Genomic DNA, 24,376 nt, shown 5'->3' on the forward strand with positions numbered 1-24,376 from the left:
CTGAAATTAATCCAAATGTAATTTAAACAGCTTATTCATACCAGACAAGTTGGAAGCGCTTTACAAATGACTATAAAGGAGAACAAAACATGTTTATTGAGATTTTAGCGATTGTGTTATCCTTAGGCCTGCTGATGTTTTTTGCTTACAGAGGCTACCCAGTCATCGTTTTCGCACCTATTTTCACCTTGCTGGCCGTATTGATTTCGGGAATTGCTTTAATGCCGAGCTATACAGAAGTGTATATGGTGAACGCAGCGAATTATGTGAAAAACTTTTTCCCGATTTTTCTATTGGGAGCTGTGTTCGGTAAAGTAATGGAACTGAACGGTGCGGCGTCCTCCATTGCGCAATCGTTAGTGAAGGCATTGGGATCCAAAAGAGCGATGCTTTCCGTAGTTCTTGCGTGTGGTATCTTAACGTACGGCGGCGTTTCATTATTTGTGGTAGCGTTTGCAGTGTACCCTTTCGCTGTTTCGATCTTCCGAGAAGCGAATATTCCAAAGAGATTGATTCCCGGCACGATTGCTTTGGGAGCGTTTACTTTTACGATGGATGCGCTGCCAGGAACACCGCAAATTCAGAATATTATTCCTACAACTTATTTCGGAACGGATTCGTATGCGGCTCCAATCCTTGGTATTATCGGCGGTCTTATTGTATTTGGCTTAGGGCTGTTCTGGTTGGAACGCAGACGCAAACAAGCAGAAGCAGCGGGTGAAGGCTATGGTCAAGGACATAAGAATGAGCCTGAAGGGTTAGACAATCAGAAATATCCGAATCTTTGGGTGTCCATCATCCCGTTAGTGCTGGTCTTGTTATTTAACTATTTGCTGAGCAGAGGTTTCTTAACGGTAAACAACTGGTATTCAGCAGATCTTTTGAAAACGTTTAACATTGCCAACGTAAAAACGGTATCGTCTTCCTGGGCATTGATCGTAGCCTTGTGCATAGGTATTCTTTCTGCAATCTGCATTAATGCACGCGTTGTTCAAAGCAAATTGGCAGCGGGCTTGACGGCTGCAGCAATGGGAGCGCTGCTTGCTATTTTCAACACAGCATCTGAGGTAGGCTTCGGTAATGTTGTAAAAACCCTACCAGGATTCAAAGCTATTCAAGGTTGGATTCTAGGCTTAAGTTCTCATCCGCTTATTTCGGAAGCCATTTCTGTCAATATATTGGCCGGCGTAACGGGCTCCGCATCAGGAGGGCTGTCCATCGCCTTGGAAGTCATGGGTAAGCAATATTTGGCCGCAGCAAACAATGCAGGGATTAGCCCGGAACTGTTACACCGAATTGCTTCGATGGCATCAGGTGGTATGGATACGCTTCCTCATAATGGTGCAGTCATCACACTCCTTGCCATTACAGGACTCACACATCGACAATCGTACAAGGATATTTTCGCAATTACGGTTATCAAAACAGTAACTGTTCTAGTGCTCGCGATCATTTTATCGATTTTTTAACCACATAAGAAAGTATAAGTTTTCGGTTTTCGAAAACAGCTTTCTTATTGGCGATAAAACCTACTACTAAACGTGGTCGCACATCCCTGAATGGCCTCGATAGAGGTTTTCTCATAGTTAAAGATGGAGGTATGCGCAATGGCTAGGTTCTTGGAAAATAGAGTCGCTTTGATAACAGGGGCAGCAAGCGGTATTGGTCTTGAAATCGCACGCACTTATGCACGGGAAGGAGCCAAGGTGGTCATTTCCGACATCAATGGTGAACAAGCGAATCTGGCTGCGCATAAGTTGCAGCAAGAAGGTTTTGAAGCCATAGGGGTCAAGTGTGATGTAACGCAGGAGCCGCAATTCATAGAAGCGATCGAAACTGTGGTTCAAACCTATAAGAGACTTGACATCCTCGTCAATAATGCAGGATTACAGCATGTTGCATCCATTGAGGAATTCCCTGTAGAAAAGTTTGAATTCTTGATAAAGGTTATGTTAACAGGCGCATTTATCGGCATCAAGCATGCGTTCCCTATCATGAAGGAACAAGGCTTTGGCCGGATCATTAATATGGCTTCGATCAACGGAGTCATTGGATTTGCAGGCAAAGCTGCCTATAACAGCGCAAAGCACGGGTTGATTGGCTTGACGAAGGTAGCGGCACTGGAAGGTGCGGCTCACGGCATTACGGTGAACGCGCTGTGTCCGGGATATGTAGATACACCTCTTGTTAGAGGACAGCTGCAGGACTTGGCAAAAACGCGCAATGTTCCTTTAGAAAGTGTCCTTGAAGAAGTTATTTACCCTTTGGTTCCACAAAGACGGCTCTTAGCTGTAGAGGAAATTGCTGACTATGCGATGTTAATTGCAAGCGATAAATTACGAGGGGTTACGGGAGCTTCACTATTAATCGACGGCGGTTACACGGCACAGTAGAGATAGAACAACCTAGGGATAGGAATAGGAGATGGATTATCATGAATAAAATATGTTCTTCCATAGAGGAAGCTGTAGCGGATATTCGTGACGGAGCCACGTTAATTGTTGGCGGTTTCGGGCTTTGCGGGATTCCGGAGAATTTGATTGCGGCGCTTAAAGCGCAAGGAACCAAAGATTTATGCGTAGTTAGCAACAACTGCGGGGTTGATGATTGCGGCCTTGGTCAACTGCTGGCTAACAAACAAATCAAGAAAATGATTTCCTCCTATGTGGGAGAAAACAAAACGTTTGAGCAGCAGTTCTTAAGCGGGGAGCTCGAGGTGGAGCTGGTTCCTCAAGGAACACTTGCCGAAAGAATTCGCGCCGGAGGAGCCGGCATTCCGGGGTTTTATACAGCTTCAGGCGTAGGCACTTTAGTCGCAGAAGGCAAAGAGCACAAAACATTTGAAGGACGCACCTATTTGTTGGAAAAAGGGATTGTTGGTGATTTTGCCTTGGTCAAAGCTTGGAAGGCTGATCCGCTGGGCAATCTAGTTTTCCGCAAAACATCGCGCAACTTTAATCCGTTGGCAGCAGCAGCAGGGAAAGTGACGATCGTTGAGGTTGAAGAAATTGTGCAGGTAGGCGAGTTGAGCCCGGACGATATTCATACGCCAGGTATTTATGTGCAGCGGATTGTAAAGGGTGCGTCCTACGAAAAACGGATTGAGCGTCTCACCGTTCGAAGTAAGGAGGTATCGGCATGAAAAATGACCGTTTAACGATTATTAAGTGCGCCGTTGAGGAAATTAAAGAGGGCATGTATGTCAATTTAGGCATTGGCCTGCCTACGCTAGTCGCCAATTATATACCGCCAGAAATGACGGTTATGCTGCAATCGGAAAATGGGCTTCTGGGCATCGGTGCCTACCCTTACGTAGGAGAAGAAGATCCGGATTTGATTAATGCAGGCAAAGAAACGGTAACCGCTGTGGCGGGCGCTTCTTTTTTTGACAGCGCAGAATCGTTCGCTATGATCCGGGGCGGCCATATTGACTTGGCCATTCTTGGGGGTATGGAAGTAGCGGAGAACGGTGACCTTGCCAACTGGATGATTCCCGGAAAAATGGTGAAAGGGATGGGCGGCGCTATGGATTTGGTCAACGGCGCCAAACGGATCATTGTCATCATGGAACATGTGAATAAAGCAGGGGAGTCTAAGGTTAAAAAGGCATGCACCCTGCCACTGACAGGCAAAGGTGTAGTGAATCGTCTGATCACGGATTTAGCCGTTTTTGATTTTACAGATGAGGGCATGGTGTTATCGGGCATACACCCAGGCGTAACGTTGGAAGAGGTTCTCGCCAACACAGAAGCGCATTTTACAATTAGTCCTCTTCTTCAAAATGAACCCCAGATGAGCAAAGGAGATCGTTATGAGTAGAGAAGTCGTCATCGTTAGCGCAGTTCGAACAGCCGTTGGCAGCTTTCAGGGAGCATTGGCAGACATATCTGCTCCGCAGCTGGGCAGTACAGTTATCCAAGAGGCTTTGAAGAGAGCTAATCTGGTTGACAGCCAAGTAGACGAGGTCATCATGGGTAACGTGCTTCAGGCTGGACTTGGGCAAAACCCAGCCCGGCAAGCTTGGCTGAAGGCGGGGTATTCGCAATTCGTTCCAGCGATGACGATTAACAAGGTGTGTGGTTCGGGACTGAAGTCCGTCATGCTGGCGGCACAGTCTGTGAGCCTCGGAGATACGGATATCGTGGTGGCAGGCGGTATGGAAAATATGACGCAGGCGCCTTTTCTGCTGCCCGGGGCTCGATCGGGCTTGCGGCTCGGTGACAGCACCATGGTCGATTCGATGATTCGGGATGGATTATGGTGCGCGATGTGCGACATCCATATGGGTATCACGGCTGAGAATATAGCAGAGCATCATAGCGTTACACGTGCAGAGCAGGATGAGTTTGCTGCTTGGAGCCAGCTGAAAGCGGAGCAGGCGATTGCATCCGGCAGATTCAAGGATGAGATAGTGCCTGTAGCTATCCCGCAAAGAAAAGGTGATCCGGTGCTATTCGCGCAGGATGAGTTTCCTCGGGCGGGTACGACGGCTGAGATCCTTGGCAAGCTTCGTCCGGCATTCAAGAAAGAGGGAACGGTTACGGCTGGCAACGCTTCTGGCATTAATGACGGAGCCGCTGCGCTGGTTGTTATGTCCGCGGATAAGGCTAAGGAGCTTGGGCTTAAGCCCTTAGCTCGGATCAAAGGCTATGCGAACGCTGCCTTAGATCCATCCATGATGGGAATGGGACCCGTAGATGCTGTTCATAAGCTTCTTAGCAAATCAGGCGTTTCCTTAGATAGAGTTGATTTATTTGAGCTGAATGAAGCCTTTGCTTCGCAGTCTTTAGCCGTTGGCCGTGAGCTGGGCATCCCGCGGGAGAAATTAAATGTCAATGGAGGATCGATTGCTATTGGACACCCGATTGGTGCAAGCGGAGCCCGCATTCTGGTTACGCTGCTGCATGAGCTGGAGAAGAGAGATGGCAAGCTGGGGATAGCTGCTTTATGTATTGGCGGCGGACAAGGCGTTGCCATGTTGGTGGAGCGGGGATAAATGGAAAGAAGCAAAAGAGCAAGCTGCTGATCCTGCGGCTTGCTCTTTTGCTGTATAGTGGAGCTTTTGGATTCCGTTTTAAACGCGAAAGCTAGTTACTCGCTACACAAGCGATTAGTCAAGCTGCCTAATTTCTCGATAGAAATCGTGACGACATCACCGTCTTTTAAGTATACGCGCTTATCAACTGGATCGCCGAGCACAACACCTTCTGGTGTACCTGTTAGAATGATGTCTCCCGGATACAGCGTCATATGCTGAGAAATATAGCTGACAATTTCGTCACAGTGGAAAATCATATCCGCCGTGTTCGAGTTTTGACGTACTTTGCCGTTGACTGTGGTGCTAATCTGAAGGTCATTCGGGTTGCCAACTTCATCCGCAGTCACTAGATAAGGACCGAGTGGACTGAAGTCATCGCACGATTTGCCAAGCAGCCATTGCTGGGTCCGCATCTGTAAATCACGCGCAGAAAGGTCATTCACACAGCAATAACCGTATACGTGTTCTAAGGCTTGTTCTTTGGAGATATACTTGGCCTGCTTACCAATTACGATAACTAGCTCGGCTTCGTAATCGACTTCTTTGGTTACACGAGGTAGTGCAATGTCATGCCCGTGTCCGGTAAGCGTATTATTAAATTTGTTGAAAAGAATCGGGTATTGCGGGATTGGGGCATTCGTTTCTTCGGCATGCTTGCGATAGTTCAGGCCTACGCAAATGATTTTGTTAGGATGCGTAACGCAGGGGCCGTAAATCATTGTCTCTTCGCTGAGCAGCAAGGAAGCACGGTCTTCGCGCTCTAGGACAAGATTAACAAGGTTAAGTAATGCATCGGTAGCGGCTGCCCCGCCATTAATGGCTTCGTGAACAGTGGCAGGGACTGTGAATGCTGGCGACAGCTGCTTGACAGCTTGAATGACATCCAGCACGCCAAACTCGGTTTGGACGCCTAGAGTGAATGTATCATTATTCTTAAAAGTAAGCAGTTTCATTAGAAAAACCTCCTGAATGAATGTAGTAGTGAATGAATAAATGAATAAATGCAGGATGCAGGCCGTCTTCTTAAGCGTTCTTGCCGAAAGTCACGCCTCCGTCAATATATAACGGTGAACCCATCATGAATTTGGAATCGTCTGAAGCGAGGAACAATGCCGCTAGCGCGACGTCTTCCGGACGGCCCATTTCGTTGCTTAACTGCCTGGATTTCAAAGAGGCGATGGCTGCTTCAGGATCGTCGTAGGAAGTGCGGAGATAGTTTTCTACGAACGGTGTTAAAATGGTCCCCGGCAGCAGCGCATTCACCCGAATGCCATAGGCGGCATAATCCACCTGCATGGATTTCGTTAATGCGAGAACAGCGCCTTTTGTTGCTGCGTAAGATGCCCGGCGGGCCAGACCGATTTCAGCGATACAGGAAGACATGTTAATAATAGAACCGGATTTGCGCTCCATCATATGCGGCACGACATACTTAGAAGGTAAGAATACACCTTTGACATTAACGCTCATGATGCGGTCCCAGGCGTCAGGTTCTAGCTCATGAAGCGCGCCTACACCGCTAATTCCGGCATTGTTGAAAAGCACGTCTATACGGCCATGTGCCTGTATGATTTGCTCTACCATCTGACTAACGGAGTCTGCTTGGGTAACGTCCGCTTGTATATACGTAGCAGCTCCGCCAGCCCCGATTATTTCATCCGCTGTCTCCTGCCCTTTGACGACGTCAAGATCGTTCACGATGACTTGCGCACCTTCTTGTCCAAATAAGAGAGCGGTACTTTTGCCAATTCCTGATCCTGCACCTGTGATGAGAATGACTTTGTCTTGTAATCGCATGTGAATTCTCCTTTTTATTCGGATAGTTTATGAGCGAGCTTGCAAATTTCTTCTATACAGGACTGCTTCTTTTGCTCCCATTGAGGCAGCATCATGGAGCAGCTGACAGCGGCAATGACTTGGCCTTGGGCATTACGGATCGGAGCCGCTGCGCAGCTAAAACCAAGCACGGCTTCCTCCAAATCCAGCGCATAGCCTTGTTGTCGGATTTGCTCTAAACTTTGCTTTAATGCTTGTAAAGAGGTAATGGAATGAACCGTTAAATGTGGAAATGGTTCTTGGTCAGAACGATAAAGCATATCAATTTCCTCATCGCTCAGATCAGCCAGCATGACCTTACCGAGTGCTGTGGCATGTGCAGGCAACCGCATTCCTGGTTCAGAAGCGAGCCTAACAGGCGTAAGCGCTTCCTCTTTGGCGATATAAAGAACTTCCTTGCCATCTAATTTGGCGAGTTGGAAAGATTCACCCAGCTTCAGCTTGGATATGGCTGCTTCCTTATGGAAGGACTCATTCAAGTCACCCTGCTGTATGGCGGCATGGCCGAAACGAGACAATTCTCTTCCTAACCGGTAGGTTTCTCCGGTCTCCTTTTCGATCCACCCCAAGTTCTCCATGGTTAATAACAATGAGTACATCGAGCTTTTGTTAATGGCGAGCGTTCGTGATAAGTCGATGAGTTTCAACTCACCGGGATGCTGAGAGATTTCTTTGAGAATCAGGTGTGCACGTTCGATGGCCGGAACGCGGTATTTATCATCCAAGTAAGGGCCTCCTTGATCGTAAAGCGATCGTTCAAATCATGTCGATTTTGTTGTGTGGTTTTGTATATAAAACCAAGTTTATATGATAGAACCATTTTATCATAATATCATCAAAAAAACGAGAACCCCCCGTGAGGAATTCTCGTTTTTTTTCAAGATAGATTAGGATTCTTACACTGCATGTTGTATAACGTACAACAATTTCCTTAGTCTCATCCCTCAAAGCTGGAGATGATGTATCTTGTACAACAATTTTGCGGGATTTCGTGCTAAATGGTTACTTTGAGGCGGAATTGTTGTATGATCTGCAACATTTAGACGAGCTAGCACGGATTTGCTTGAGTAAAGTTGTAGAAAATACAACTTTCTGAGTGAGGATGCGCTGAATGAAATCAGGGATTCCAAATACGAAGTTACTCCACTTCGATTTAGCTCTCAGGCCACCCAGCTTACAAGACAACTACTACTTATCTGCCACCTGGAATGAACTGTTTAATCCACCCGCCGAAACCCTGCGGATTCCTCGTTTGAATAAGCACGACACCTTCGCCGCGGAATCGGCAGACCACGCCTTCGCCGCTCGTCAAACTGGATAACCAGCCTTTGGCTGCTTTTTCAATCGTATACTGCGTATAATCCGGCCAAGCGACAAGATGTCCATTATCGATGATTACTTCTTGCCCTGGAGCTAGATTAATGGCATGAATAGCGCCGTAGGAGGAAAGGAAGACGGTGCCTTTTCCGCTAATTTCAACGATGAAAAAGCCCTCGCCTGACATAAACCCACTCATCAGGTTTTGCATTTTCGTATTCACCTGAATGCCGGATGTTCCAGCAAGAAAGCCATCTTTTTGCACATACAGCTTGTAGGATCCGTCTAGTTCTACGGCCTCAATATCGCCAATGACAGTAGGTGCCAGTAAAACCTCGCCCGATCCTCTGGTTGGTGTTAGTTCTTGGAAGAAGAATTTCTCGCCGCTCAGCATTCGGCCTAAACCGCGCATGAGACCGCCCTCTACGGTTCCCTTAAGTTCGATATTGGGGGACATAGAGACCATGGCTCCAGCTTCCGCCTTGATATTCTCGCCTGCTTCAAGCTCTACCTTCAACATAGGAAATGCGCCTTTATATAAAATTTCGTGTTTCATAGTCATCCTCCAATTTTAAATGAAATGGTTGTGTTAAGCCGTTTTTGAATGGTAATGACTGTCTAAACTGCGATTCGTATAGACGAATCCAGCACAGAGCAGTAAAATGCCCATCGTGACATAGAAGACGGATGTGAAACCGTACGCTGCTGCAAGATGGCTGCCAATTAAGGGGCCAATCAGATTGCCTAGGAACAGCGATGAGGTATTAAAGCCGTAAGCGGTCCCTTGAATCTGAGTAGGTGCCAGCTTCATGACCAGCGCGTTCAGAGAGGGAATCATGCCGCCGATGAACAGCCCGAGCAGGAACCTGCCGACTAGGAGCATAGTGATGCTAGTGGCAAAAGCCTGCGGGATGAAGGCAAGTGCCGCCATCGATAAGGCGATTACAAGCGTTTTGCGCTGACCGATACGGTCGCCGAGTCTCCCTAAGGTTGGAGCACCGAATAAGTTCGCGATGCCGGTAATCGCAACGATTAGACCAGCGAACAGCTCTAAGTGGCTGCCGGTATATAAGGTCTTCGCGTACACCGTCACAATCGGCTCGATGCTCATCATTCCGATCTGTGTGATCAGGGAAGCAGCGAAGACCGGGAACAAAGGCCGAAACAGCCGCCAATCTGTGCGCTGTCGTTCTTTTTTCTTAGAGGGAGGCTTACGCTCCTCTTTAATGAAAATCATGACGATGATGCTCGCGCAGAGCATGAGCCCTCCAGTGAAGAAGAACACATGGCTGTAACCGAAGAAACCTGCTAGCAAGCCTCCAAGTAAAGGGCCGATGAGCGATCCGGCGATCGCTCCTGTTTGTAAGGTGCCGAGCGATTTGCCCGAATGCTCCGGCGGTGTAACAGAAGCTTGAAGAGACACCGCCATGGAAATGAAGCCGGAGAAGATACCGTTGAGCAGCCGCAGAGACAGCAGCTGCCAAGGTGACGTGACGATGCCCATGAGTGCTGTCACAATCGCCATCCCGAACCCGGCGCGAAGCAGCATGATTTTACGTCCGCGTCGATCCGCAATTGCTCCCCAGAGCGGCTGAGTGAGAAACGATGTGATGAACTGTGCTGCGACAATCCAGCCTGTCCAACGTACAATTTCGCCAAGATCTTGAACCCCGAGTTCTCCGATGTAGAGCGGTAGAAACGGAAGAACGAGATTCATGCCGCACATAACGGAGAAATTAGCACCCCATAGAATCCATAGTGACTTTTTCCAATGTAAGGGGGATGGCATGTTTGTGGACTCCTTATCATTTTTTTCCAGTATAACATAAAAAGAGCTATCCCCAAGCGGTTACGGCCGCATGGAGGATAGCTGTGCAGGAGAAGGTTTTATTGATTCATATTCGACATCATTGCGCCGAAGAAGAGAACAAAGAAAATAAAATAGAGACCGATTCCGATGAGAGCCCAGATTAAGCTTGCTTTGGCATAATTAGATTTTGTAGGGTTTTCTCCTTTACTGAATGCCCACACGAATAACATCACAATATTTACAAGTGGAATCGCAAGGAGCAGGATTGTAATCATCCAATCTTTTACACTTAGGACAGGCGCATTTTGTTGTTCTTCCAAATCAAGTCAACTCCCTCTAAGTTATATAAGTTAACTGTATTTTGAAGTTAACCTATATATGCCTTCGAGTTGTTGGTTAATTACCCCCGCGAGAACCGCTGCCTGTACTTGCGAGGAGAGATACCTTCCATTTTGGTGAAGCAGGTGGCAAAATAGGCAGGCTGCTCAAAACCAACTTCTTCCGCGATGTGCGCGACGGGAAGATCGGTTTGAAGCAGCAGCAGCTTAGCCTGCTGGATCCTTAACCTGAGCAGGTATTCCGTTGGGGAGCAGCCATATTCCTTTTGCATGCAGCGTGCAATGTAAACAGGGTGGAAGTTGACATGATCGCCGATCTCTTTGGCTGAAACAGACGATTTGTAATGCTGCCTTAAATAAGAGGCCGCTTTTTCCGCACAGGCCGTGGACGGTGATGGATGATCGCTGTCCGTGGTAGCGGAAAGCTGGCGCAATAATTCATGAAAAAGCTGCTGCTGCGCAAAACGGATACTGCTCATATGAGCACTTGGTTGCAGCTGCCCAAGCTGTTCGAACAGGTCATAGGTTTTTTCTGGCTGCAGAAGTGTTGTATATTGAGGGATCCGTATCGTAAAGGGCTCTACAGCAAATGGCTCAATTGGGGTTTGTGTTAGATCTTCCAGAGGTATAGGTTGGACCGTATGGTCTACCATAGCCCATGGTCCACCCGCGTGGAAATGCATCCAATAAGTACCCGTCAGCTCGGAACAGACTTCTGTAGCGAAATGATAGCTGTCCGGCCTTAGAATAACGGCTTGTCCTGCTGCTACCTCGAACCTAGCATCCTCCTCGCCTATATAGAAGCAGCCCGATGTGGTGATTAGTAAGTCAAATACTTGGATATTGCGTCTGCTCGGATGTTTGCTGCCTTTGGATATCGTGCTGAAACCGCTTGTAATGTAGTGCGGCAGCGGAGGGACAGTCATTTCGATAAAAGCCATCGGTGTCACCTTTTCATCTCTTGAATGGAGGTTGGAATTTTGAAACTTTAAGTTGCAATACTCATACTTGGAGTCAACTATAGCATCTATAATTTGAGCAGACAACAAAGTTTCATTTATACAAAAAGAGAGATGATAATCGGATGGTGAAAAACATGGTCAAAGAGAAAAATAAGTTTACACTATGGCTTCTAGCTTGGCCTATTTTCGTCGAATTGCTTCTGCAATTGCTTTTAGGAGCCGTCGATACCTTAATGGTGAGCCGCGTATCGGATGATGCAGTGGCGGTGGTTGGTTTATCGAACCAATTGTTCCAAGCGATGATGATCTTATTTATGACGGTTGCGAGTGGCGCCGGGATTTTGATTGCTCAGAAAATAGGAGCCAAGCAGAATGAATCTGCGCGTACCGTCGCCATTATGGCCGTAACCGTCAGTGCAGTGATAGGCAGTGTGCTGAGTGTGATTCTTTATATGGAGGCTCGCCCTCTAGCCAATCTGTTCCACTTGGAGGAGCGGCTGCTTCCTCTGGCTGAAACCTATATATCGATTGTGGGGAGCGGGATGGTTTTAACGGCTTTGACGGCGGCGCTTAGCACCGTAATTCGGAATACGGGGAACACCAAAGGGCCAATGATTACGGCTATTGGTATGAATGTTATACACATCGTGTTCAACTACGGATTTATATATGGCGAGCTCGGATTTCCTCAACTGGGTTTAACAGGTGTTGCCATTTCTACCCTCGTGAGCCGGTTGTTGGCGACGTGTTTGCTGCTGTTTATGTTCGTTTCCGCGTTCGAGCGGAGGATGGAGTGGCGGGATCTTATCGTATTCAATCGAAAGCTGTTTGGTGATATTTTGAAAATAGGTTGGCCGCTCGGCGTGAACATGTCTTCCTGGGTATTGACGCAGTTGACGATCTACACGTTCCTAGCCACGATGGGAGCTAAGGAATTGGCAGCGAGAACGTATATGAACACGCTCGAGTCGATTTGTTTTATGTTAGGCTACTCAATTGCCTTAGCGGTTCAAATTCAGATAGCCCATCTGTATGGAGCCGGAAATATCAAAGAAGCTTATAAGAGCGGATATCGAGGTACATGGATTGGACTCGGTCTTGTTGGGTTCAACAGCATCATTCTCTTTCTCATCGGTAAAAGCTTTCTCGGCTTCTTCACCTCAGACGCGGATATTATCAAGCTGGGACTCTCCTGTTTGGTGTTGACACTTATCCTGCAGCCAGGGAGAATGCTCAATATGGGCTTCGGTAATGCACTGAGCGCGGTAGGCGATACCCGTTACAATATGATTATCTCGCTGTTCTCGATGTGGGGAGTGGCCGCGGGCCTTTCTTATGTCTTGGGCTTGCACATGGGCTGGGGACTGGCGGGTATTTATGTCGCTATGATCTGCGACGAATATTTGCGCGGTATCCTCGTCGTCATCCGTTGGCGCCAGCAGAAGTATTTGCGCCGGGCGGAGGCGCGGGATAAGAGCGCTGCTTCAGGGAGCGGTGAGGCTGCTGGTATGGGTATAAATGCGTAGCGTGAGTATGACGAGGTTGGTTAGACAAACAACACCATTTGTTTCTGAAAGGCACGGGATTTCTCTTCCGTGTCTTTTTTGTTTCGAGAATGGAATGAATAGGCAGAATACACCAAACTTGACATGCAGACAAATGGTTGCATATAATGATGGCATGGATAAAGTATTTAAAGCTCTTGCTGATTCAAGCCGAAGACAACTCCTTGATGAGCTCTTCAAGAAAAATGGCCAGACATTAAATGAACTATGTGATCATCTTGAAATGACGCGTCAATCAGTAACGAAACACCTGCTTATTTTGGAGGAAGCGAATCTGATTCATATTGATTGGCAAGGCCGAAATAAAATTCATTATCTAAATGTTGAACCCATTGGAGAGATTTATGACCGCTGGATCAACAAATATGATCGTGATCGCATCGAAGCATTGCATGAACTTAAAAAGCAGCTTGAAGCAGAGTGACTTTGAGCAAGCTCAAATATCCCTAAGCGGAGAGACTTTGAACAAGCTCAAAGATCCCTATATATGGAGGAAAATAATGACTGATGCAGCATTTGTTTATGTAACTTACATCAAGACGACGCCTGAAAAGCTTTGGGAAGCTTTGACAAGCAGCGATTTTACCGAAAAATACTTCTTCGGAAGCAAAATCCAATCTGATTGGCAGGAAGGCTCTAACGTTACCTATTCGCGGAATGGACAAGTCACCGATCACGGAATCATACTAAAATGCGAGCCGCATCGTTTACTTTCTTTTACATGGAACATGGTAGGAGATGAAACTTCTCGTAAGCAGCCGTCACAGGTCACCTTTGAGTTGAAACCGCTGGATTCGACTGTCAAACTAATACTTAAGCACGAAAATTTAGAACCTGCTGATATCGTGGATAGAGAAGATACGTTTGAGGGATTAAATAATGGATGGCCAGCCATTCTGAGCAACTTGAAGAGTTTACTCGAAACTGGGAACACTTTGCCGCCCATTTCCATTTAACCAATCACAACTATATCGAAAGAGAGTTGATTTAGGATGAACAACCTTACGAAATTTAAAATAGTTAAGCCCGTTAATGAAGTATTTGAAGCTCTTATAGACCCTGCAAAAATGTCCAATTATTGGTTTTCTTCGGGTTCTGGAAGATTGGAGCAAGGCGAGACGATTACATGGAGATATGATGAATATGATGCACAAGTGGATATAAAAGTATTGGAAATCGAGGTAAATAAGACAATCGTTTTCCAGTGGGGTGCAACGGATGAAGGTAATGTTGTTACGATTACGCTGAAAGAGTTGGATAATTCGAGTACCGTTATTGAAGTTAACGAAGAAGGTTTTAATGAAAATGATGGGGACCTAATCAGTCAATTGATAGATAATAAAGAAGGTTGGGTTTATATGTTGACCTGTTTAAAGGGGTATTTGGAATTTGGTGTTAATGGATTACGAGCAGCCATTGTGAGATGAGTGTTAAAAGAAGTTCAAAAGAGCCCATGGGGCTCTTTTTTACATAGCGCACCTAGCCATGCTAAGCACAACTAATAGTGGCGAGCTGCGGGAGGGAAGCCTGCGGGGGTTTTAACACCGATGAAATGAGGACAACAAAAGCTCAGGGGGGAGGAACCCCTACTTTGTTCAAGCATGTGGAGGAGGAACGAGTGAGTGCAGTCAAACCTGCTAGCTACGCCAAAGTAAAGGCTCCAGAACTTCTGCCGAGAAGTCGATTTCCATCTTCTCGGACTCAGTGGGCGAGCTTCGGCTCGCATAGTTCTCGCTGTAAGCGCGTATTTTGCGCTTATTTGTTCGGGCGCTCCAGATTAAGCGCGTTTTCCGAGCTTAATCTGCTTGGACGCACGGGAAAGGTCTGCCGAGAAGTCGATTTCCGTCTTCTCGGACTCAGTTGGCGAGCTTCGGCTCGCATAGTTCTCGCTGTAAGCGCGTATTTCGCGCTTATTTGTTCGAGCGCTCCAGAATAAGCGCGAAATACGCGCTTATTCTGCATGGACGCGCGGGAAAGTCTGCCGAGAAGTCGATTTCCGGCTTCTCGGACTCAGTGGGCGAGCTTCGGCTCGCAGAGGTCTCACTGTAAGCGCGTATTTCGCGCTTATTTGTTCGAGCGCTACAGAATAAGCGCGTTTTCCGAGCTTATTCTGCATGGACGCGCGGGAAAGGTCTGCCGAGAAGTCGATTTCCGGCTTCTCGGACTCAGTGGGCGATATGACTTGGGACAGCCCCCTATTCATACGTGTACACAAGACGCCCCCTACCTACGGTAGGTGCGAAACAGAATGTCACGGTTGTAGTTGCCAAACCCCTCACCGTACAAGGTCAAACCGCCGACATGCGCCGCATGGTTCGGCACTTCGAGCCGCAGTGTCCACTCGTTGCGGGACATGGGGATATCCTTGATCGAGACAGCCGATAGCCGTTGTCCATCAAGGAACGTTCCCTGCTCCGTGACCCGGATGATCTTCAACCAACCATATTGGTTGATTGAATCCGGCCACCAGGCAGGAGTGAGTTGGCCGCGGCCTTGTCCCGAATCACCGGGACTCGTCCAATAGCCGAGCAGCGTATCATTGACGTAAAAATGAATGTCGGACGGCCAATTCGCTTCAATACCTGGAGCTTCGGAGCCTATTTCTAGCGAAATCTCGATTTCTTCAAGTGTCTGACCGGGCAGTACATAGTTCGGAATGCGATACTCCACGAAGCCGCTACCGAACCAAAGAATCTTCGCATGCATCCGCTCCGGCTCGAAGAAGAAGCGCGGATCATCATACTGACCAATCACATGATCAGCCGTAGCCAAACCGCAGGTTGGATGCACATCGAAGCGTGTGTAGTGGCCAACCGGAATCGCAACTTCATCGAACGCTCGCTGCTGCTCAATTGGCTGCGGGAGCCGCATTTCGATGCGGGAGAGGGCCAACTTGCACATTTTGTGCGTGCCGCCTTGCTTACGAACTAAATCTGTCTGAATAAGCCCTCCAGCCTCGAGCTTTTTTACATGCATAGTTACGATGGCGCTGCTTAATCCGAGCATATGGGCTAATTCCTTGACATTCATCTCTTTCTCAGCGAGCAACTCCAGTATCTTAAGCCGCACATCGCTTGCCAGCGCTTCATACAGCGGCAGCCATTTGCGGTCTGTTGTCGTTTGGATCATTGGACAATCTCCTCATAAGTAGACTAATTAATGAAAATGTGAATTCAACAGAAGGCAGATAAAAAGCTTGAAATCATCTTCTGATTATTGTTTAATATAGTCAATAGCATTATAAATATATTAACTGATTCATATTTTTATTAATTATACTACGAGGTGAATGCAATGTCTATGAAAGCGAGTATGATTATCGACAAAGATTTTAAAATCGGAGAAGTAGATTCTCGTATTTATGGCTCATTTATTGAGCATTTGGGACGCGCGGTCTATGGCGGAATTTACGAACCTGGACATCCGCAAGCGGATGAGCAAGGCTTTCGAGCAGACGTACTGGAGCTGGTAAAAGGTTTGGATGTTCCAATCGTTCGTTATCCAGGAGGTAACTTTGTATCCGGTTATAACTGGGAGGATGGCATTGGGCCATTAGAAGGACGTAAGAAGAGACTTGATCTGGCTTGGCGCACCATTGAACCTAACTTGGTTGGTCTGAACGAATTCATGGATTGGTGCCGCAAAGCAAATACAGAAGCAATGATGGCCGTTAATCTGGGGACCCGCGGTCCGGATGAGGCAAGAGATATCATTGAATATTCCAATATCAAAGGCGGTACCTACTGGAGTGATTTACGGATTAGTCATGGGTACAAGGCGCCTCATAATATCAAAACCTGGTGTCTAGGCAATGAAATGGATGGGCCTTGGCAAATAGGCAGCAAAACAGCCGCGGAATATGGACGTGCAGCCTGTGAAACTGCCAAAGTAATGAAGTGGGTAGACCCTTCTATCGAACTTGTTGCTTGTGGCAGCTCCAGTCTAACTATGCCGACTTTCCCTGAATGGGAAGCGACTGTACTTGAGCATACGTATGATCACGTTGATTATATTTCCCTGCACCAATATTATGGCAATCGTGATAAAGATTCTGCCAATTTCCTCGCACAATCTATGGGCATGGATCGGTTCATCAATACAGTGATCTCGACGGCTGATTACATTCAGGCCAAAAAGCGCGGAAAGAAGAAAATCAACTTATCTTTTGACGAATGGAATGTTTGGTATCACTCCAACGAGGCGGACCGACGAATTGAGCCTTGGTCCATCGCGCCGCCGCAGCTTGAAGACATCTACAACCACGAGGATGCCTTGTTAGTTGGTTGTATGCTTATCTCCATGCTGAAGCGTGCGGATCGTGTGAAGATGGCTTGTTTGGCACAACTCGTTAACGTCATCGCACCGATCATGACCGCGAATGGGGGAGCAGCCTGGAAACAAACGATCTACTATCCATACATGCATACAAGTGTGTTTGGACGAGGGACTGTTCTTGTGCCGCTGATCAAATCACCGAAATACGACGCGAAGGATTATACGGATGTGCCTTACTTAGAAGCTGTTGCCGTTCATAATGAAGACAAGTCCGAAGTGACGATCTTCGCAGTTAACCGTCATCTGGAGGAAGCACTTCCGCTGGAGCTGGATCTTCGCAGTTTTGGTGAATGCCGAGTTATTGAGCATATCGTTCTGGAGAACGATGATCTGAAAGCTTCGAATACCATTGATGCCCAGGATCGGGTGAAGCCTCACACAGGAGGTAATGCGGCCATATCGTCAAACAGCCAGATTCAGGCGGTACTTGGCAAAGCATCGTGGAATGTCATTCGGTTGAAATTAGCTTAAAAATTAAGACATGGCCCGGGTTATTGCCCTTGCCATGTCTTTTTATTATCCAGCCATTTGCTTGATACAACAGCCGTTGGAAATCATCTGACTAAAAAATAAGGAAATAATTAATATTTATAAGCAACTACCTTCATAAGTCTTTGTCGCGTGAGCGGCATGGCTGGCTGGCGGGAAACACAACCTCGAATATTAAACTCCCTTGTTCCTGACGGAACAAGGGAGTTTTTAACTATATTACGATTTATTGCAGAGACGCAGCCAAACGGATCAAGACGTCGGCCTGGTGAGTCGTCAGTCTTTTGCCGGTTTGTGCCTGCACTTCATTGATAAAAGCATCGTAATTACCGTTCTCAAGCTTTTTCACAAGCGAGTTCGTAACCCCGTCTGCTCCCGGTCCTGTCACAAATGTACGGGTTACGTTTGAAATGGAACTAAGGGTCGCCTGCACCGTGTACGTAATCGATGCGGAGGCTGTGTTGCCTGCGGCATCCTGAACGTCGACGGTCACGACGTGCGTGCCGAGACCAATCTCATAGGCCGGAGCATCGACAAGGAGCGCGGAGCACGGATTATAGACGAGGCCCGAAACCGTATCGGAAGCGGTACATTTTATTTGAACGGTTTGATCTACGGAGTAAGTGGCCCCGCCGCCCATTTGAATCAATGGGGCGGACCGGTCGATGCGAATTTCCATGCTTTTCGCTTGTTCCACGTTGCCGGCAGCATCCTCGGACCGGTAAAGAAGGGTGGTCCCGCCGTCGGCCTCAACGGTAACAGGCCCACCGTACGGCTGCCAGCTTGCGCCGTTGTCGGTGCTGTAATACGTGGAGCTGACGCCGGTAAGGTCGTCCGTCGCCGTAAGCATCACGGTCGCCACCGAAACGTACCAGCCGTTATGCATCGTTCCTTCCACGCTCACAGTCGTCACAGGTGCTGTCACATCAAGTATGTTCGTTATCGCAATCGCATTGCTGGCCGCACTTTCGTTGTGGAGGCGGTCCACAGCGGTAATGACATAAGTATACCGCGCGCCGTCAGCGGCAGTCCGGTCGACGAACGATCCCTTCGCGCTCTCCTGCTTGCGGAGGGTTGCGACGATCTTCGACGCATCCTGTAAGCTTCCTGCCGTATCGCCCTCGAAACGGTAAACGACATAGTAGGCTGCGTCTGCTGTACCATTCGCCCAAGTAAGCTCCACGCCGGATGGTTTGCGGATGGCGGAAGCGAGAACAGGGGTGTTTGGCGCTTGATTGTCAAGCCAAGGCATCGCAGGGACAAGGGCCGAGTAGCGGTAGAGATCGGTTTTTAACCGGTCCGTAAAGCCCAGCGGATTCGCCGGCAGCCATTTGGCGCTGAAGAAGATGCTTCCCTTGACGTTGCCGAAATTACGATTATAGCTTACTTGGTCTGGCATTTCGTTCGGGTTCAGCCAACTCGGATCGTTCGAGCCGATGCGGTAGGTGGCCTGGCCACTGTAGAGGTGAACGTTTTTGTTGGTAGTAACGCCGTTCCACCATTCGATCAACTTGTCGTAGGCGGCAGGCGAATAGCCCATGTACCAATAGATTTGCGGTGTGATGTAATCGATCCATTGCTGGTCGATCCATTTTTTCGAGTCCGCATAAATAGCGTCGTAGCTGCTGAGACCGTTCGTATCGGAGCCTGCAGGATCTTCCCCTTTGTTCCTCCAGATGCCGAACGGACTGATACCGAATTTGACGTAGCTTTTCTCCTGCTTGATTCTGGTGCCTATCTCCTGTACGAACGAATTGACGTTGTTACGTCTCCAGTCCGCTTTGCTTGCAAAGCCCGCACCGTATTTCTGGAAAGCATCTTGGTCGGGGAAGTCGACACCGCTGACCGGGTACGGATAGAAATAATCGTCAAAATGAACCGCGTCGACATCGTAATTATTCACGACTTCCATAATGCCGTCCATGATGAACTGCTTCGCTTCCGGAATTCCTGGGTTGAAATACAACTTCCCGCCGTACGAAACGACCCAGTCCGGATGCTGGCGCGCCGGGTGATCCGATACCAGCTTGTCGAGACGATCCTCTAAGCTGATCCGGTATGGGTTGAACCAAGCGTGGAACTCCATATTGCGCTTATGCACTTCCTCCAGCATGAACGCAAGCGGGTTATAGCCGGGATCCTTGCCCTGCACGCCCGTCAGCCATTCCGACCAAGGACCGAATTGGGACGGGTAAAAGGAATCCGCCGTCGGCTTTACCTGCACGATGACCGCGTTGATCCCCGTAGCTTGCAGCTGGTCAAGCAGCTTTGTGAAATCGCGTTTTTGCTGCTCAGGGTCCGTTACACCTTTGTCCGGCCAATCGATATTGTCGACCGTTGCGATCCAAGCCGCTCTGAGCTCGGACTTCGGAATGGCTGCCATTTTGTTCACCACCAAGTAGAAATCGCTCGTTTTTCCGCCATACATCGCAGTAATCCGTGAGGTGCCGAATTTCAGTGCCGTAACGAAACCGCTTGCGCTCACCGCGGCGACCGCCGGGTTGCTGCTCGTATACGTAACACCGTTAATCAATTGAACGGGCTCCGGAAGCCATGTGTAGGTGCCGTGAGTCTTCGCTTGCAAGGTATCGCCAACTGTCATTGTGTGGAGCTCGGTCAGCTTGATGCTCTGCAATATGGGTACAGGGGCGTTTACATTCAGCGTGTAAGCTGATGAGATGCCCTTATAGGATATTGTGATCGTTGTCGTTCCGGGTTTTATGGCCTTCACTACGCCATCGACATCGACGGTTGCAACATCAGGAGTGCTGCTTTCAAACGTTGCTCCGCTCCGCACGGTAACGGGTTCAGTCATTTCAGGGTACACGGCGTAGAGGCGAATTTTGTTCGTGGAGCCGGATTCCAACTTCTCCAAGGAAGATTGCTCTAATTTCGACGGCACGGCTGCACTTGTTGATACTTTCAGCACGTAGGATGCTTCTGGTGCCGTCCCATAGGAGGCATAGATCGTAGCTGTGCCTGACTGCAGCGCCCGAACTGTGCCGTCTGCGTCGACGGTTGCGACCTGCTCGTTGCTGCTGCGGAAGGATAGCCCGCTTGTAACGGGGACCGGCTCCACCGCGTTTTGGTAAGTCGCGAATACTTGCGCCTTCTTCGATTCCCCAACCTGAAGCGGAGGCAGATCCACTAAATCGAGCCCGTTAACGGTCGAATCCGTGTAAAACGCCGTCAACTGGTCAAAATAAAGCGTACCTTTGTTTTTGTTGTAGTCTTTGGTCTCCGCGACATAGATTTGATTGAGCTTGATCGGAGCTCTCAGCGAGCTCGGAACGGATACCGTGATGTACTTCCAGCCGGTCCAGTTCAGCCCAGTGCTGGATGTGAAATCAAGCGTCGTGACGGTTCCCGCTGAGTCTTTGACTTGGGTGCGCAGCCAGTGGTTGTTGCCGTCACCGTACACCCAGAGGCCGAGTCTCTTCGGAAGTCCCTGCAGTGTTCTGCCCGTTGTGCCGTCCGGATCCTTGAAGTTGACGTAAGCTGCCGACGTTCCGGTAGTGCCGGTAAAATCGTAGGACAAATTAACAGCATGATAGCCGTAATAAATGGTTTCCGGTCGGCTGATAAGTCCGATGCTTGCCGTCGCTCTCGCCGAGGACGAGAAGAGATTAGCGGTTTGTTCAAAGCCATCCACACCAGCCGCAGCCTGGACGCCGGCTAACGCCTGCGCATCTGAGATTAAAGCAGCCTCCGTGCCCGCGCTAGCAACGGGTACACCGAACATGATCGTGCTCAAGAATATAAATAAGGCCATGGTAAAATGGATGGATGCCGTGCGACTTTGAGCTGTTTTCTTCAAATGGAATTCACTTCCTTCTCGTTATGTATCCGCTTACATTAAAGCCGAATAAATGGTTTTCCTCCTTTCTTCCTTTCTCTTGGCAAATGTTATAAATAATTTCGGCTGTCTTAAGCATACAAAATATTATTTCAACAATCAATAATATATGTGAAATTTTATTTTAAATGAATAAAGATTTTCCCGATGAGTTTAATCCGGCTTTGTTGTATTGTTGCATGCACTTGGGCGGACTCCTTTATTTTACAATCTATGCTCTGGTATGATGAGAGAAATACAACAGATTGAAGGAGTTTCGTGCGTATGAAATTAAAGCTATTTAGTGTAATTGTTCTGGCTCTCGTCTTATCTGCCTGTGGAAATAAACAAAATGAATCGCAGCCGGCGGCGGTCAAAGTGGATGTTCCTAAGCTTTATCAAAATTTCTGCATCTCGTGTCATGGTAATCAATTACAAGGTGGACAAGGCCCTAATATCCAAAAAGTGGGAGAACGTTTAGATGAAGCGGAGATCATAAAGCGTATTCAAAAGGGTGGTGGCGGGATGCCGCCGTTCCAAGTGACAATGAAGGAGGAAGAATTGAAGGCATTGGCGTCATGGCTGGCAGGGCTTAAATAATGGGATTTTTATGGTAAAACTAAGCTTCCTTTAAGGTTACCTACATAATTTCTTCACAATTGGTGTTTATAATAGGGGCAAGAGGAGAGTGATGCAATATGCACTTGAATTTGAAGCCCCGGAACCATCTTCCTAAGAAGATGAGACCAAACCGTCTGGGAGCGACGATTTCGCTTTTATTATTTATGATATGCTTACCTATACTTTCTGTAGCGGGAATGGAACTTCTCGAACGTGGTACTTTGCATGAAACGGTCCAATGGATAACATCTAACCGATCACTTTTTCTATTAAATGTAGCCATATCCTTCTGTTTATTAGCTTTCCTTTATGCTGTTGTAGGATCATTAGCTATTTCCGGATCCATCGCAACCTTATTGCTTGGCCTTATGGCACTGATCTCTTATATGAAGGTGAAAATGATCGGGGAGCCCTTCTTCCCGTGGGATATTTTGCTGAATAAAGAAAGTATGGATATAGCTTCGCTCGTTACAGGGAAAGCCGCACTTCTCCGGATCGGAGCTGTGGTCATCGCGGTCATCCTTGTATTGTTATTAAAATGGGTACTCCCACGTATATCTCTATCTATCGTCAGTCGAATTGGTTTAGGGCTGTTCTCGCTCTATGCCTTGTATGCATTTGCAATCAAAACACCGTTAGCTGGCAAAATTCTTGACCATATAGGTGTAAACGAAATTGTATGGAATCAGAAAGAGAACTATGCGAATAATGGGCTAGCGCTCGCTTTCACCCTCAATGTCAAAAATTCGATCGTTCAAAAGCCAGAAACGTATAGTGATCAGAGCATTGCAACCGTTGCAGCTAATCTCCAAGAGGTAGGCATGCAAAAGGCAGGACAGAAGAAATCCGTAGATGCTGATTCTCTAAAAGGGAAGAAGCCGAACGTGATTTTTATTATGAGTGAAGCGTTCTGGGATCCGACTTTGTTAACGAATGTGAAGTTCAGTGAAGATCCGGTACCCACCCTCCACCGCTTGCAGAAGGAGTCAACATCCGGATACCTGTTGTCTCCCCAATTCGGTGGCGGTACAAGCAATGTGGAATTCGAAGTGTTGACGGGGAACTCGATGAGCTTCCTGCCGGGAGGGTCCATTCCGTATCAACAATATATAACCAAACCTGTACCGAGCTTGGCGAGTTATTTTGCCGATCAGGGCTACAAAAGTATGGGGATTCACTCCTATGAAGGCTGGTTCTGGAACCGTAATTCGGTGTATAAGGAGTTAGGCTTCCAAAGCTTTAAGAGCAGTGAACATTTCGTGAATCCGGAAATGAAGGGTTACTTTATCTCGGACGCCGAAGTGTCTAGGAGCATTATAGACGAAGTAGATAAAACCGAAGATCCTATGTTTATGTACACGGTAACCATGCAAAATCATGGACCCTATGATGAACCGCGGTACGGAGAAAATCATTTCAAAGCGCAAGGTGACTTGACGCCTGAAGCAAAAACGATTCTTGAGACATACGCGCAGGGCGCGCACGATGCAGATCAAAGCTTACAAATGCTGATCGATCACTTCCAGGAATCGGATGAACCGACGATGATCGTCTTCTACGGAGACCATTTGCCGATGCTGGGATTAGATTATCAAGTATATAAAGAAGCAGGTTTCATCCAAACGAGCAACGCGAATAATTGGTCGCTGGAAGAAGTGAAGAAGATGCACAGCATCCCGCTTGTTACTTGGTCGAACTTCGATATGCCGAAGCAGGACATTCCACTGCTCAGTGATTCCTTCCTTGGTGCCCACGTGCTGGATATGCTGCATATGGAGAAACCAGCTAATTTCAAGTTGAATGCCGAATTGGCGGCGCAAGTGCCAGGACTTCTGAGTAATCTTGTCGTTGATGCGAACCAAGAACTCCATGCTGAAGTCCCCGAATCGGTGCAAGCACTCCGTGATGACTATAGGAATGTGCAGTACGATTTACTATTCGGTAAGCAGTACTTGGCTGAACACATCGATCATGAATATTTGACGAAAACCAGTCAGGATAACTATAACGCTGAGTTTAGTGAAGGAAATGTTCCTCCGCAAGCTGCGGGAGTGAACAGCAATTCCCCGCCGGCTAAGCCGGTGAGCGCGCAGTAAATAGAAGTCCCTATTTTGTTGCTTTGAGCGACGAGATGGGGACTTTTTCATTTTTGAAGATGTGTTATCTGAAACTTAAAATAATCATTGCTATAGTTAGGGGGATTTTGGTAATATAGACTTCCGTCTCTACG

General features: G+C 47.8%; 23 protein-coding genes. 13 read left to right on the forward strand and 10 right to left on the reverse strand.

Annotation, left to right across the window (positions count from 1 at the left end; genetic code table 11):
* Positions 1-89 precede the first annotated feature (89 nt).
* The 5 genes from AC58UU_RS11480 (at position 90) to AC58UU_RS11500 (ending at position 4,996) form a co-directional block, all read left to right on the forward strand.
* Positions 90-1,469 carry a GntP family permease gene (locus AC58UU_RS11480; RefSeq protein ID WP_497315689.1) on the forward strand — a complete coding sequence of 460 codons (1,380 nt, stop codon included), beginning with the start codon at positions 90-92 and terminating at the stop codon, positions 1,467-1,469.
* A gap of 138 nt (positions 1,470-1,607) precedes the next feature.
* Entirely contained in the window at positions 1,608-2,393 is a 786-nt protein-coding gene (locus AC58UU_RS11485; RefSeq protein ID WP_497315691.1) for a 3-hydroxybutyrate dehydrogenase, read from the forward strand.
* Positions 2,394-2,434: 41 nt separating this feature from the next.
* Entirely contained in the window at positions 2,435-3,142 is a 708-nt protein-coding gene (locus tag AC58UU_RS11490) for a CoA transferase subunit A (RefSeq protein WP_497315693.1), read from the forward strand.
* Complete coding sequence (locus AC58UU_RS11495) at positions 3,139-3,819, forward strand: 3-oxoacid CoA-transferase subunit B (RefSeq protein WP_497315695.1); 681 nt, start codon at positions 3,139-3,141, stop codon at positions 3,817-3,819. The genes AC58UU_RS11490 and AC58UU_RS11495 overlap by 4 nt, the downstream gene beginning before the upstream one ends.
* On the forward strand, positions 3,812-4,996 hold the full coding sequence (locus tag AC58UU_RS11500; protein WP_497315697.1) for an acetyl-CoA C-acetyltransferase: 1,185 nt from the start codon (positions 3,812-3,814) through the stop codon (positions 4,994-4,996). Before AC58UU_RS11495 ends, AC58UU_RS11500 begins: the two co-directional genes overlap by 8 nt.
* Positions 4,997-5,091: 95 nt before the next feature.
* Here the strand turns inward: AC58UU_RS11500 and AC58UU_RS11505 are convergent, their stop codons facing one another.
* The 7 genes from AC58UU_RS11505 to AC58UU_RS11535 all read right to left on the reverse strand — a co-directional run bounded on the left by AC58UU_RS11505 (position 5,092) and on the right by AC58UU_RS11535 (position 11,280).
* The gene (locus AC58UU_RS11505; protein WP_497315699.1) at positions 5,092-5,991 is read right to left on the reverse strand and encodes a fumarylacetoacetate hydrolase family protein; all 900 of its coding nucleotides are present in this window, start codon (positions 5,989-5,991) and stop codon (positions 5,092-5,094) included.
* Positions 5,992-6,061: 70 nt separating this feature from the next.
* Positions 6,062-6,835, reverse strand: a complete 774-nt coding sequence (locus AC58UU_RS11510) for an SDR family NAD(P)-dependent oxidoreductase (RefSeq protein ID WP_497315701.1) — start codon at positions 6,833-6,835, stop codon at positions 6,062-6,064.
* 14 nt (positions 6,836-6,849) lie between these two features.
* A complete protein-coding gene (locus AC58UU_RS11515; protein ID WP_497315703.1) occupies positions 6,850-7,599 on the reverse strand; it encodes an IclR family transcriptional regulator in 750 nt (249 codons plus the stop codon).
* Positions 7,600-8,066: 467 nt separating this feature from the next.
* Positions 8,067-8,747 carry a TIGR00266 family protein gene (locus AC58UU_RS11520; RefSeq protein WP_171648161.1) on the reverse strand — a complete coding sequence of 227 codons (681 nt, stop codon included), beginning with the start codon at positions 8,745-8,747 and terminating at the stop codon, positions 8,067-8,069.
* A gap of 33 nt (positions 8,748-8,780) precedes the next feature.
* Positions 8,781-9,980 carry an MFS transporter gene (locus tag AC58UU_RS11525; protein ID WP_497315705.1) on the reverse strand — a complete coding sequence of 400 codons (1,200 nt, stop codon included), beginning with the start codon at positions 9,978-9,980 and terminating at the stop codon, positions 8,781-8,783.
* Positions 9,981-10,078: 98 nt separating this feature from the next.
* The gene (locus AC58UU_RS11530) at positions 10,079-10,321 is read right to left on the reverse strand and encodes a hypothetical protein (protein ID WP_171648157.1); all 243 of its coding nucleotides are present in this window, start codon (positions 10,319-10,321) and stop codon (positions 10,079-10,081) included.
* A gap of 80 nt (positions 10,322-10,401) precedes the next feature.
* Complete coding sequence (locus AC58UU_RS11535; protein ID WP_497316228.1) at positions 10,402-11,280, reverse strand: helix-turn-helix transcriptional regulator; 879 nt, start codon at positions 11,278-11,280, stop codon at positions 10,402-10,404.
* 143 nt (positions 11,281-11,423) lie between these two features.
* Here AC58UU_RS11535 and AC58UU_RS11540 point away from each other — a divergent pair, with 143 nt between their 5' ends.
* From AC58UU_RS11540 to AC58UU_RS11560, 5 genes are all read left to right on the forward strand, one after another.
* On the forward strand, positions 11,424-12,827 hold the full coding sequence (locus AC58UU_RS11540) for an MATE family efflux transporter (protein WP_497315707.1): 1,404 nt from the start codon (positions 11,424-11,426) through the stop codon (positions 12,825-12,827).
* A gap of 133 nt (positions 12,828-12,960) precedes the next feature.
* Complete coding sequence (locus AC58UU_RS11545) at positions 12,961-13,290, forward strand: ArsR/SmtB family transcription factor (RefSeq protein WP_497315709.1); 330 nt, start codon at positions 12,961-12,963, stop codon at positions 13,288-13,290.
* Between the two features lie 76 nt (positions 13,291-13,366).
* Positions 13,367-13,822, forward strand: a complete 456-nt coding sequence (locus AC58UU_RS11550) for an SRPBCC family protein (RefSeq protein WP_497315711.1) — start codon at positions 13,367-13,369, stop codon at positions 13,820-13,822.
* Positions 13,823-13,858: 36 nt separating this feature from the next.
* Positions 13,859-14,293, forward strand: coding sequence for an SRPBCC family protein (locus AC58UU_RS11555; RefSeq protein WP_497315713.1), 435 nt, complete (start codon positions 13,859-13,861; stop codon positions 14,291-14,293).
* Between the two features lie 191 nt (positions 14,294-14,484).
* Positions 14,485-14,802 (forward strand): hypothetical protein, encoded by a 318-nt coding sequence (locus AC58UU_RS11560; protein WP_497315715.1) that lies wholly within the window; start codon positions 14,485-14,487, stop codon positions 14,800-14,802.
* 15 nt (positions 14,803-14,817) lie between these two features.
* Here the strand turns inward: AC58UU_RS11560 and AC58UU_RS11565 are convergent, their stop codons facing one another.
* Positions 14,818-15,069: a hypothetical protein gene (locus AC58UU_RS11565; protein ID WP_497315717.1), complete on the reverse strand. Its 252-nt coding sequence runs from the start codon at positions 15,067-15,069 to the stop codon at positions 14,818-14,820.
* Positions 15,070-15,089: 20 nt separating this feature from the next.
* Positions 15,090-15,995: an ArsR/SmtB family transcription factor gene (locus AC58UU_RS11570; RefSeq protein ID WP_497315719.1), complete on the reverse strand. Its 906-nt coding sequence runs from the start codon at positions 15,993-15,995 to the stop codon at positions 15,090-15,092.
* Between the two features lie 165 nt (positions 15,996-16,160).
* Between AC58UU_RS11570 and arfA the strand changes: the two genes are divergently transcribed.
* Entirely contained in the window at positions 16,161-17,672 is a 1,512-nt protein-coding gene (gene arfA / locus AC58UU_RS11575; RefSeq protein WP_497315721.1) for an arabinosylfuranosidase ArfA, read from the forward strand.
* A gap of 244 nt (positions 17,673-17,916) precedes the next feature.
* Here arfA and AC58UU_RS11580 read toward each other — a convergent pair whose 3' ends face one another.
* The gene (locus tag AC58UU_RS11580) at positions 17,917-21,507 is read right to left on the reverse strand and encodes a family 10 glycosylhydrolase (RefSeq protein ID WP_497315723.1); all 3,591 of its coding nucleotides are present in this window, start codon (positions 21,505-21,507) and stop codon (positions 17,917-17,919) included.
* A 303-nt stretch (positions 21,508-21,810) separates the two neighbouring features.
* Here AC58UU_RS11580 and AC58UU_RS11585 point away from each other — a divergent pair, with 303 nt between their 5' ends.
* Positions 21,811-22,125: a c-type cytochrome gene (locus AC58UU_RS11585; protein WP_171648144.1), complete on the forward strand. Its 315-nt coding sequence runs from the start codon at positions 21,811-21,813 to the stop codon at positions 22,123-22,125.
* A gap of 140 nt (positions 22,126-22,265) precedes the next feature.
* Positions 22,266-24,242, forward strand: coding sequence for an LTA synthase family protein (locus AC58UU_RS11590; RefSeq protein ID WP_497315725.1), 1,977 nt, complete (start codon positions 22,266-22,268; stop codon positions 24,240-24,242).
* The last annotated feature ends 134 nt before the right edge of the window (positions 24,243-24,376 follow it).

The sequence above is a fragment of the Paenibacillus sp. JT22N1 genome (assembly GCF_059692155.1).